At 67.8% G+C, this 11,558-nt stretch carries 7 protein-coding genes; 6 read left to right on the forward strand and 1 reads right to left on the reverse strand.

Going from position 1 to position 11,558, the window contains the following annotated elements; translation table 11 throughout:
* Positions 1-153: 153 nt before the first annotated feature.
* From ACIBH2_RS13500 to ACIBH2_RS13520, 5 genes are all read left to right on the forward strand, one after another.
* Positions 154-2,289 carry a TerD family protein gene (locus tag ACIBH2_RS13500; RefSeq protein ID WP_397117072.1) on the forward strand — a complete coding sequence of 712 codons (2,136 nt, stop codon included), beginning with the start codon at positions 154-156 and terminating at the stop codon, positions 2,287-2,289.
* 356 nt (positions 2,290-2,645) lie between these two features.
* Positions 2,646-4,682: an elongation factor G gene (gene fusA, locus ACIBH2_RS13505; RefSeq protein ID WP_397117074.1), complete on the forward strand. Its 2,037-nt coding sequence runs from the start codon at positions 2,646-2,648 to the stop codon at positions 4,680-4,682.
* Between the two features lie 1,049 nt (positions 4,683-5,731).
* Complete coding sequence (locus tag ACIBH2_RS13510) at positions 5,732-6,364, forward strand: TetR/AcrR family transcriptional regulator (RefSeq protein ID WP_397117076.1); 633 nt, start codon at positions 5,732-5,734, stop codon at positions 6,362-6,364.
* Between the two features lie 133 nt (positions 6,365-6,497).
* On the forward strand, positions 6,498-6,794 hold the full coding sequence (locus tag ACIBH2_RS13515; protein WP_397117078.1) for a hypothetical protein: 297 nt from the start codon (positions 6,498-6,500) through the stop codon (positions 6,792-6,794).
* A gap of 571 nt (positions 6,795-7,365) precedes the next feature.
* Positions 7,366-8,226: an alpha/beta fold hydrolase gene (locus ACIBH2_RS13520; protein ID WP_397117080.1), complete on the forward strand. Its 861-nt coding sequence runs from the start codon at positions 7,366-7,368 to the stop codon at positions 8,224-8,226.
* 180 nt (positions 8,227-8,406) lie between these two features.
* On the opposite strand, the gene ACIBH2_RS13525 is transcribed toward ACIBH2_RS13520, so the two are convergent.
* A complete protein-coding gene (locus ACIBH2_RS13525; RefSeq protein ID WP_397117082.1) occupies positions 8,407-10,458 on the reverse strand; it encodes a prolyl oligopeptidase family protein in 2,052 nt (683 codons plus the stop codon).
* Positions 10,459-10,552: 94 nt separating this feature from the next.
* On the opposite strand from ACIBH2_RS13525, the gene ACIBH2_RS13530 reads away from it, so the two are divergent.
* Complete coding sequence (locus ACIBH2_RS13530; RefSeq protein WP_397117084.1) at positions 10,553-11,527, forward strand: dipeptidase; 975 nt, start codon at positions 10,553-10,555, stop codon at positions 11,525-11,527.
* Positions 11,528-11,558: the final 31 nt, after the last annotated feature.

Here is an 11,558-nt window from a genome sequence, read left to right on the forward strand (position 1 = left end):
GGTACTGCACTCGACAGGGTGTGGGAGAGTAGGACACCGCCGGAACATCATTCGAGAAAGCCCCCCAGCACCGCTGGGGGGCTTTACTCGTTTCCGAAGCAGCCCACTGTAATTCGCTGTACCCGCTCCCCGCCCTCGAGCCATGCTCGTTGCGTGAGTTGGGAATTGGAAGAGCTGGTCATCCGGCGCACCCTGCGGGTGCCGCTGCCGGACGGACCGGCGGGGGACGGCGAGGCGGCGGCGCGCCAGTTGGATGCCGCGCTGATGTCGGTGGGCTTCAAGCTCTCTCGTGATCTGCTGCTCGATCTGTCGCTGTGCGCGGAGGGCTTCGTCCTCGATACCGCCGCCCGGGTGCTGTCCGCGGTGCGGAAGCTGGTCGGTGATCACGTCGAGCACAATGTCTACTTCATGGACTTCCCACGGGGCGTGCCGAACACCATGGAGTTCTGGCTGTCCTGTCTGCACAAGGCTTTCGGCCCCGTGTACATGTACGGCGGGGTGAATCTCCTGGAACTGCCGACCTACGGGCGGTACCAGCATTCCTACGAGGACATGCTGGAGGCCCAGCCCGCTCTGATCGAGAGCGTCGCCGACCGCATCACCGTGCTGCACCCGGGACGTGCGCTCCTGGCGGAGGCCGAGGACGTGTACCTGGCCATGGCGGGCCGGACGACTCCCATGAACGACCAGGACCTGGCGGACCTGCGCACCCTGGCCTACTACTGCACCGAAGGCGCACAGCCCCAGGAGATTCCGGTCCGGGAGAATCGGGCCGTCGTCAATGCCGTGCGCGTGATGGTCGGTGAGGAACCGCTCTTGGCCGATCCCACCGATGTGCTCCGCCTGGCGGCCGCCATGTTCGGCGGGGACGTCACCATGCGCGAGCCGACCCGGTATCAGGCGCTGCCCCGCCCGGTCCGTCGAGTCATGCTGGCCGGACTGGACCGCATGATCGCCGAGAACCCCGCCAAGCTGGGCGATGTCGGCCTGTATCGCGAGCGCTGGAAGCGTCTCGGTGAACGCCTGCATCCCCACGAGTTCCCGCAGTGGCCCCATGCCGCAGAGGTTTTCGCGGTCGCGCGGCGTGAGCGCGCGGTCCCTTCGTACGCCGCGCGCGTCGAGGACTTGTTCGGTCGCGGCGATATCGAAGGAGTCGCACGGGTGCTCCAGGGCGCGCCCGGCATGCTGTCGCGCGCGGTGGACCGGCTGCTGCGCTCGTGCTCGACCGCGGCGGAACAGGATGCGGTGCTCGCCGCGGTGCGGAACTCGCTCGCGGGCGTCTCGGGCCGAGTGGTGTTGTCGCTGCGCGAGCATGTCGAGAATCGTCGTGGCCCGCGCCGCCGACGGGTGTTCGCGAACCGGTCGGGTCGCGGCCGGGTCGTTCCTGATACCCGGCCCGCCATCGACGCCGCCGTGCTGGAGCGGTTGCGCAGCCTGCTCGATGACGAGGTGCGCCGCCGCCTGTCGGTCACCGGCCCGGTGGTGGTCGACCCCGATATTCTCGGTGTCGCACTTCCGTTGAGCGGCAAGGCGACCGGGCATGGTTTCGGAATGCTGCCGCGCGGCTCGGTCTCGCTGGTGGAGGGCGAGTTGCTGCGCTTCTTCGTCTACTGGAAGCAGCACCGGCTGACCACCGATTTCGATCTGTCGGCGCTGCTGCTGGATTCGGACTACAGCCACCCGAAGTGGTTGTCGTACACGAACCTCACCGCCATGGGCGGTCGGCATTCGGGCGATATCACCTCGGCTCCGGAGGGTGCGTCGGAGTTCATCGACGTGAATCTGCGAAAGGTTCGCTCGCGCTGCGTGATTCCGCAGGTGAACATCTACCGGGGTGAGGGCTTCGACGAGGTCGAGGAGTCCTTCTTCGGATTCATGACGCGTGCGGCAGACCAGCTCGGCCGCCCCTACGAGCCGCGCACCGTGCGGATGAAGTCGGACCTGCGCGGCCCCAGCCGGGTGGCGCTGCCGCTGGTCTTCCTGCGCGGTGAGGATGGTCGCTGGCGGGCGAAGTGGCTGCACCTGTACCTGGCGGGCCTGCCGCAGTTCAACCGGGTGGAGGGCAATCGGCTCAACACCTCGAACCTGGTGCGCGGCATGGTCGAGCGGGAGTACCTGCGGATCGGCTACCTGGTCTCGCTGCTGGAGGCCGAGCACGACGTCGAGCTGTGGGACGGGCAGCCGCTCACTGCGCCGGTGACCTTCCTCGGTCTGACCAGGCCGGAGGGGCTGCCCACCGGCGCAACGGCTTTCACGCTCGAAAATCTGAGTGACGTACTTCCGGCGTGACTGCTACGGTGGGCAGCGGCGAGGCCATGGGGGCGCTTCCTTCTAAGTTCTCTTAAGCCCAGCACCTCCGCTCTCCTCGCCGCGAGCCCCGATCAACAGGTCGGGGCTCGTTCCCAGAACACCGAACCAGGAGGGAGCCGGACATGCGTGCAACGCGCACCGTCGCTACCCGCTCGCGGTTCGAGGTGATCCTGGTGTCTTCGCCGGTCCGGTACCGGCTGCGCGGCCGGTACTGAGTACCCGGGCGTTTCCTACACGACCTCGAAGGTCGTTCGCGTGCCGCCGCATCGGCGGCTCCCCGTCCCGGGAAATCGCGCTGTTCTGTATTTCGGATCAGCACGAAGGGCTGAAAAACCATGCGTACCACCATCTCTCGACAAGACCTGGCCGTCGTCCGCAATCTCGGCATTCTCGCGCACGTGGATGCGGGCAAGACCACCGTCACCGAACGGATGCTGTACCTCACCGGCACGACGCACAAGCGCGGCGAGGTGCACGACGGCACCACCGTCACCGATTTCGACTCCCAGGAGCGCGATCGCGGGATCACCATTTTCGCGGCGGCGGTGAGCTGTCGGTGGAACGGTCACCGGCTGACCGTCATCGACACCCCCGGACACGTGGATTTCTCCGATGAGGTGGAGCGCTCGCTGCGCGTACTCGACGGCGCCGTAGCGGTTTTCGACGCCGTGGCCGGTGTGGAGCCGCAGAGCGAATCGGTGTGGCGGCGGGCGGATCGCTACGGGGTGCCGCGTATCGCGTTCGTCAACAAGATGGATCGCGCGGGCGCGGATCTCGACCGAGCTGTGGAATCCATTCGGCAGCGGTTGCATCCGGTGCCGGTGGTCGTCCAACTGCCCATTGGGGCCGAGGGCGATTTCACCGGTGTAGTGGACCTCGTTGGCATGCGCGCGTTGGTGTGGGGTGATGACGGCCCGGCCGAGCTGCCGGTGCCCCAGAACCTCGCGGCCACCGCCGCACTGCGCCGCCGCCAGCTGGAAGAGGCTGTCGCGGAACGGCATTCGGCCGCGTTCGAGGAGTTCTGCGAGCGTGCCGAACTCTCCGAGGAGACGTTGACCGGTGCACTGCGCGACCTGACCCTGACGGGTGAGGTGGTCGTGGTGCTCTGCGGTGCCGCCTACCGTGACCGCGGTATCGAGCCGCTGCTCGACGCCGTGGTGGCCTACCTGCCGTCCCCGCTGGACCGTCCAGCGGTGGGCGAGGGCACCGACACCCGCACGGCCGATCCCACGGAATCGCTTGCGGCACTGGTGTTCAAGGTGCACGCGACCGCCACCGGTCGTCTCACCTTCGTGCGCCTGTACTCGGGTGCGCTGCGCAAGGGCGACACCGTGGTGGATGCCGGACCGCGGCGGCGCGAGCGCGTCGCCCGCATCCTGCGGGTGCAGGCCGACCGACACGAGGAGGTGGACCAGGCCGTCGCCGGAGACATTGTCGCGCTGGTCGGTCCGAAACAGGCGCGGGTCGGCGCGACGCTGTGCGCTCCGGACGCCCCGGTGCTGCTGGAGCCGCCGACGGTGGCGGAGCCGGTGGTGTCGGTCGCGGTGGAGCCTCGGGTGAACGCCGATTCCGAGCGGCTGTCGGTGGCCTTGGCGCGGTTGGCGGACGAGGATGCGTCGCTCGTCGTCCGGACAGATGCCGAGACCGGTCAGACCGTGCTCTCCGGTCTGGGCGAGCTGCATCTCGAGGTCGCGGTGGAGAAGATCCGCCGCGAGCGCGGCATCGAGGTGACGGTCGGCCGACCGCAGGTGGCGTACCGGGAAACCGTGCTGCGCGGCGTATCCGGCTTCGTCTACCGGCACGCCAAACAGGACGGCGGCTCGGGGCAGTGGGCGCACATCGTCTTCGATGTGGAGCCGCTGAATCCCGCCGATCCCGGTGCACCGGGCATGGAATTCGGCTCCACGGTGGTCGGTGGGCGGGTGCCCGCCGAGTTCGTTCGAGCGGTCGAGGCGGGCTGCCGGGACGCCCTGGCCACCGGTCCGCTGGGCGGGCATCCGGTCTCGGGTGTGCGCATCACCCTGACCGACGGTATGACCCACACCAAGGACTCCTCGGAGTTGGCGTTCCGGACGGCGGCTCGGCTGGGCGTGCGAGACGCCTTGCGCGCCAGCGCGATGCAGCTGCTGGAGCCGATCGCCGAGCTCACCGTGACGGTGCCCGACGACTATGTCGGCGCGGTGCTCGGTGATCTGGCGGCCCGGCGCGGGCGGGTCCGCGATTCGGTCTCCCGGACCGGGGTCGTGGTGGTGACGGCGGCCGTGCCGCTGGCCGAGGTGTTCGGTTACGCGACGCGTTTGCGCAGCCGCACCCAGGGGCGGGGCGCGTTCACGACCCGCCCGCTCGGCTACGCCGCCGCGCCCACGCGGTAGTTCGAGAAGGGTCGGCGGCGGGCTGGTCAGCCAGCCCGCCGCCGGTTCCGGCTGCCGCGGCGCGGATCGGTGAACTGAAAGTAGCGGGAATTGAACAGCTGATCACATTCGAGAATCGCTTGGCATCAAGATGATTCGAATCCTTCATACGCCGTCGGAACGCTGCCTAAAGTGATCGGCGGGGGTCACAGCTGCCACGCAGGGGGTGGCAGTCGACCGCCGCGCTGTGAGGGGGCGGCGGTCGGCTGCCGATATCGGCGCGCGCCCTGCGCCCCGGTACCGCCGTAATCGGCGGGGCGGGTGCGGGATTCAGCCGATACCCACTGGCAAATTTCGGGCAGCGGTGCCGTCGGATGGGGCGGGAACGCTGGATCGCGGCGTCGATTTCGTGGCTGATCTGCCGGATCTACGGGCCGTTGCGGCCGGTCGGGAACGGGCTGGAAAATGTCCTAGAAACTTCCTTCAAAAGCCCTGCACGGTCGCTGGGCGCTGGGTATCGTCCCGATGGCAAACAGCCAGTGACAAGTGCTGGCGACCATCTTTCGATCGGAGCACGACCATGGCCGACTTCCTCTCGGATGTCCTCGTCCAAACCATCCTGAAGCTACTGACATCCGGTTCGGCGAGCGGCTCGGCGAAGTAATCGGGCAATCGCCATCTTTCGGCTACTGCGCGGAGGCCGAGAAGACCGCCGAGGGCTCGGTCCGGAGACCGGGGCCGCGGCTCCGAGTGGGTGCTCCTGAACATCGAAGTAATAAATTCTAGGAAAATCCGCCAAAAGTATTCCGTTGGAAGCGGCCGCTCGGTATTGTGTGAAGCGGCAAACGATCAGTGATCTTCGGGCCAATGCGACACGGCGTACGAGTCACCCCCCGGGCTCGGGCGACGAACCCCGGCAGTTCCCCTGCCAATTCCCGACTGCCGCTGGGCTGGTCGCACTGGCCCGATTCACTGAGCCAACTTTCGGCTATCGCGCGGTATACCGAAGGTGCAAACGAAGGGGCCGATCCATGACGAGGGGATCGGCCCCTTCGGTATTGTCTGGCGCAATGTCTCAGGAAACGAACGCGGGAAGAATGTACGCCGGGCAGCCCGTAGAAGACCGGCAGCGGCAGCGACGTGCGCGTTTTCTGGAGTCCGGGCTGACGGTGTTCGCACGCGACGGCTACGCCAACAGCTCCGTCGGTGCCATCTGCAAGGACGCCGGACTCTCCTCTCGGCAGTTCTACGAGGAGTTCACCGGGCGCGAATCGCTGCTACTCGAGCTGTACGAACAGATCGACCGGGAATCCCGGGATGCGGTGGCGGCCACCATCGCCGAGCATTCCGAGGCGAGCGCCATCGACATCATCGACGCCGCCGTGCGCGCTTATATCGAGTCCATCGGCCGCGACCCCCGCAAGGCCCGGGTCGCCCTGGTCGAGGTCGTCGGTGCGGGCCCCAAGGTCGAGAAGTTCCGGCTCGAACTGCGCCGCGCCTGGGGAGCCCTACTCGCCAGCGCCGCCGAGGATGCCGCCATGCACGGTGAAATCCCCCCGGGCGATTACGAAATGCGCGTCCTGGCCATTATCGGCGCGGTCAACTACGTCGTGGACGCCTGGAGCGGCTCCGACCCGCGCCCGCCTCTGGACGACGTGATCCGCGTCCTACGCCGCATCATCATGGGCGCGGTCTCCGCCTGAGCTTTCCCGCACGCCCGCCCCGGAAATGGGGGCACCGCCCCTGCGGGCGTGCGGACTCGGCTGCCTCGCCCGGGCCGACTCGATGACGTGATATCCGGTGGCGGCGAACGCGTCTCGGCGATACGGTGCACCCATGTGGGGGAATATCCGCAGTACGCATCTGGTGTGCACCGAGTGCCGGGCATCGGTGAAACAGCCTGTCAACCAGGGCAATCCACGTCACCCCTGCCCGAAGTGCGACCAGCCCATGCGCGATGCGGGCACGAACCTCGCCGTTCCGCCGCGGCGCGACAACTCCGGCTGGCGCGCCCTCACCGCGGTCCTCGACGCGGGCCTGAACTTCCACTCCCGCTGCGGCTGCTGCGGCGACGGCCCCGGCTACCGCCCGCGCAAGTGGCCCGAACTCCGAAACCGCTATCACGACAACTGAACTCCGCGCGACGGCACCTGCTCGGTGGCGCGCGGGTAAGCCCGCCACGGCTGGGAGCATGCCGCGCTGTCGTCTCCGGTCCGCGTGGCCTCGGCCGCTCAGCAGGTGCCGCGCCGGGTGACCGGTCGCCGGTCGCGGATAGCACCTGGACTCCGACTGCGGACCCCGTGCGTTCGCGCTGGCTGCGTGGTCGGTGGCAAGGATTATCAGGGGGATGAGCTTGCGGTCGTAGTCTGGCCCACGAGTGATGTCGCCCAAGCGGTTCCGTCGTACGTGCCGAACGCGCGCGATGGCGGATACCGTTCAGCCGCTTCCGCGAACGCCCGCGATGGTGGGGCGCGGTCGGCCGCTTCCCCGAACGCATGATGACCGGTTGCGTTCAGCCGCTTCACCGAACGCGTGATGACCGGTTGCGTTCAGCCGCTTCCCCGAACGCGTGATGACCGGTTGCGTTCAGCCGCTTCCCCGAACGCATGATGAGCGGTTGCGTTCGGCTGCTTCCCTTGACGGGTGCGGCATGGGTGCTGCCGCGTCATTCGATCGACCCCTCGGGGCGGTAGCGTTCGGGCTCATGGAGACTGTGCCGATTCAGATGCCGGATGGGACTACCGTGCCGGTGCGGCTGGTGGCGGCGGAGGGGACGCACAGGCATGCGATCACGCCGGACGCGCCGCGCCCGGTGGTGGTGATCACGCCGGGGTTGGGGGTTCCGGGGGCTTATTACGAGTGGTTCGCGCGGGATGTGGCGGGGCGGGGGTTCGATGCCGCGATTCTGGAGTTGCGGGGCAATGGGGACAGTCGGCCGAAGCCGAGTCCGGCCAGTGCGTACGGGTATCAGGAATTGGTGTCGGTGGACTTTCCGGCCATGTTCGAGGTTGTGCGGGAACGGTTTCCGGATTCGACGCCTTACCTGCTCGGGCACAGTATGGGCGGGCAGTTCGGGGTGATGTACGCGGCGCGGATTCGCGGGCGGCTCGGCGGGCTGATCCTGATCGCCTCGGGTACGCCCTATCACCGCGGCTATCCCGGCCCGGCCGGTCCCGGAATGCTGCTCGGTACCGCGGCGGCGTCGCTGACCGCCAATCTCGCCGGATTCTGGCCCGGGCACCGGCTGACCGTCGGCGGCTTCGGCCGCCAGTCCAAGGTGCTCATCAACGACTGGGCGCGCCTGGCCCGCACCGGCAGATTCGAACCCGCCGGTGCGGATATCGACTACGAGGAGCGGATCGGCCGACTGAAGCTGCCGGTCCTGTCCATCACCGTCACGGGCGACGACCTCACCCCACCCGGCTCGGCCGAGCACCTGCTGGAGAAACTCCCCAACGCCGACATCACCCGATGGCGCAACCCGGAACCCTTGGGCCACAACGGCTGGATCCCCGACTCCCGCTCCACCGTCGACCGCATAGAGAAGTGGCTCCGCGACCGCTGAGAGACCCGGGCGGGGAGGCTCCCGCGATCGGCGGGGTGCGCTCGCGTTGGCGGGAGGCCCCTAACGATCGGTGTCAGGCCCATCGCGATCGGTGGGAGGCGCTCGCGATTGGTGTCAGGTCCCTCGCCATTGGATCTGGGGGTTCGGGGGCGTAGCCCCCGAGAGCCCCCGAGAGTTGGGTTACCCCTTCATGAGCTGCTGGGTGAAGAACTCGAAGATCAGCGCCGCCTGGAACGCCGACTGTTTGTTGTCCGCCGCGCCGCCGTGTCCGCCCTCGATGTTCTCGTGATACCAGATGGGGTGCCCCTGGGATTCCAAGAGCGCGGCCATCTTTCGTGCGTGCCCGGGGTGCACCCGGTCGTCGCGGGTCGAGGTGGTGATGAGGATCGGCGGGTAGGCGGCGTCGGCGCGGGTGTTCTGGTACGGCGAGTACTTGCTGATGTACTCCCACTCCTCCGGCTTGTCCGGATCGCCGTACTCCGCCATCCAGGACGCCCCCGCCAGCAGCAGGTGGTAGCGCTTCATATCCAACAGCGGCACCTGACACACGATGGCCCCGAACAGCTCCGGGTAGCGGGTGAGCATGACGCCCATGAGCAGTCCGCCATTGCTGCCGCCCACCGCGCCCAGCTGATCGTGGGTGGTGATGCCGCGCGCCACGAGATCCTTGGCGACGGAGGAGAAGTCCTCGTAGACCTTGTGCCGGTTGGCCTTCTGCACGGAGGTGTGCCATTGCGGGCCGTACTCACCGCCGCCGCGGATATTGGTCATCACCCAGGTGCCGCCGCGCTCCAGCCAGCCCATACCGGAGGCTCCGCTGTACGCGGGCGTGCGGGAGACCTCGAAGCCGCCGTACCCGGACATGATCGTCGGCCCCGGCGCGCCCTTGCGATCACGGTGGCGGATGACGAAATACGGGATCATGGTGCCGTCGTCGGAGCGCGCGAAGAATTGCTCGGTCTCCACCCCGGCCGCGTCGAAGAATTCCGGCTCCTTCTTGAGCAGTGCGGTGGGTCCGCCGACCGCACCGGACAGCAGCGTGGTCGGTGAGGTGAAACCGCTTGTGGAGAGCATGAATTCGTCGCCGCCCTCGAGCGGGTCGAGATTCATGACGCTGGTCGTCGCCATGGGCGGCGCGTCGGCGAGAGGTTCGCGCACCCAGCCGTCCGGCCCGGGCGTCATGACGTAGAGCTTGGTCTGCACATCCTCGAGGGTGATGAGCAGCAGATGGTTCTCGGTCCACCCGTATCCGTGCAGCGCGGTGTGCGCGTCGGGTTCGAACAGCACCTCGAAATCGCGTGCGCCGCCGAGGAATTCCTCGAAATCGGCGGCGAGCAGCGCACCGGCCGGATAGGTGCGCCCGCCCACCTCCCACGGCGACTTCAGCCGCACCAGAAATGTTTCCTTGTACCAGGATTCGGAGGCGTCGGTGGGCACGTCGATATGCCGCAGCGACCCATCCGCTTCCAGCAGATACACCTCTTCGTTGAAGAAGTCGGTGGCGCGCCCGACGAAATGCCTTTCGTAGCCCGGTGTTCGGTCGTAACCGGCGGAGACGGCGACATCGGTGGCTTCACCCTCGAAGACGGTCCGCGCCTCTTCCAGGGGCGTGCCGCGCTCCCAGCGCTTGGCGATGCGCGGGTATCCGGAGTCGGTAAGCGATCCCGGCCCGAAATCCGTTCCCACGTACACGGTGTCGATATCGATCCAGCGAATCTCGGACTTGGCCTCCGGCAGATGGAACCCGCCGTCCTCGGGCGCGATGAACGCCTGTGTGTCGATATCGAATTCGCGCACCACCTTGGCATCGGCCCCGCCGCGCGAGAGGCTGATGAGCGCGCGCGACTGCTCCGGCCGCAGCACCGCGGCCCCGCCCCACACCCAGTTCTCGTCCTCGGCCTCGGCCAGCGCGTCGAGGTCGATGAGCACCTCCCACCGCGGCTCGTCCTTGGTGTACTCGGCGAAGGTGGTGCGCCGCCACAGCCCCTTGGGGTGCTCGGCATCGCGCCAGAAGTTGTAGAGCCAGCTGCCCCGCCGCCCCGGATAGGCGATGCGGGTGTCGGTGTCGAGCATGGCGAGAATGCGCGACTCCAACTCGGTGAAGCGCTGCGAGGACGCGAACAGCTCCACCACCACGTCATTGTGTTCGCGCGCCCAGTCCAGGGCTCGTTCGCTGGTCACTTCCTCGAGCCACAGATACGGATCCGTCACGCTCTCCTCGACACCGGTCATGGCCCCATTGTTGCCGAGGGCGGTGCCGTATGGGGCCGGTGCCCGGCCCGTAGGATCGCCGCCAGGATGCTCGTCGTCAGGAGGAGGTGCCGGATTGCCGCCGCGGCTGTGGGAACAACACTGCTGTCTGCCCTTGTTGCCGACGGCCGATATCGCGGAGCTGGCGCGGTATCCGCTGGGCACCTACATGTCGGTGAATATCGGGTATTCGGCGCAGTCGACCGAGGATGCGCTGGCATTGGCGCGGCAGTTCCGGCGAGAGGCGTTGGCGGATGGTCGTTTTCGTCTGGTGGAGACGGTCGCCGATACCGCGCCGGAGGGGCGGATCGCGCTGGCCTTCGATCTGGAGGATTCCGGCCCGCTCGGTGGTGACCTCGACAATGTCGAACTCTTCCACGACCTCGGCGTCCGCTCGCTGCTGCCGACCTACAACCACGTCAACCCGGCGGGCTGCGGGTGCCTCGACAAGGAGGACACCGGCCTCACCGCGCACGGCCGCGATCTGGTGCGCCGCCTCAATGCCGTCGGCGTATTCGCGGACGGCTCGCACTGCTCGGTCCGCACCGGCCTCGATATCGCGGCGATCACCAGCGTCCCGATGATCTACAGCCATTCGAACTTCGCCGCGCTCTGGGATCATCCGCGCAATATCACCGACGACCAGGCCCGCGCCTGCGCCGACACCGGCGGCGTGATCGGCATCAACGGCGTCGGAATCTTCTTGGGCCACAACGATCCCGGCGACCGCGCCGCTCGGATCGAGGCCATGGCCGACCACATCGTCTACGGCGTGGAGCTGGTGGGCGTCGACCACATCGGCGTCGGCTCCGACTACTCCTTCGACGGCGACCAGTTCAATGCCGAGATCGCCGCCGCCCCGGAGAACTTCTCCGAGGACTACACCCGCTACGGCCCCCTCCAGTGGACGCCCCCGGAAGATCTCTTCGGCGACAACGACATCCCCACCCTCGATGAGGTCCTCACCCGCAGAGGCTTCACCGCCGCCGAACGCACCGCCCTCTTCCACGGCAACTTCGCCCGCGCCGCCATCCAGGTCTGGCGCGCGTAGTCACACCGGCGTGCCCCGCTCCGAAACGGAG

It is taken from the genome of Nocardia sp. NPDC050406 (assembly GCF_044459025.1).
Taxonomy (GTDB): domain Bacteria; phylum Actinomycetota; class Actinomycetes; order Mycobacteriales; family Mycobacteriaceae; genus Nocardia.

Excerpts from the sequence above, each read along its gene's own strand:
- ACIBH2_RS13510 (WP_397117076.1), top strand. The coding sequence starts at position 5,732 with ATGTCTCAGGAAACGAACGCGGGAAGAATGTACGCCGGGCAGCCCGTA.
- ACIBH2_RS13515 (WP_397117078.1), top strand. The coding sequence starts at position 6,498 with ATGTGGGGGAATATCCGCAGTACGCATCTGGTGTGCACCGAGTGCCGG.
- ACIBH2_RS13520 (WP_397117080.1), top strand. The coding sequence starts at position 7,366 with ATGGAGACTGTGCCGATTCAGATGCCGGATGGGACTACCGTGCCGGTG.
- fusA (WP_397117074.1), top strand. The coding sequence starts at position 2,646 with ATGCGTACCACCATCTCTCGACAAGACCTGGCCGTCGTCCGCAATCTC.
- ACIBH2_RS13525 (WP_397117082.1), bottom strand. The coding sequence starts at position 10,458 with ATGACCGGTGTCGAGGAGAGCGTGACGGATCCGTATCTGTGGCTCGAG.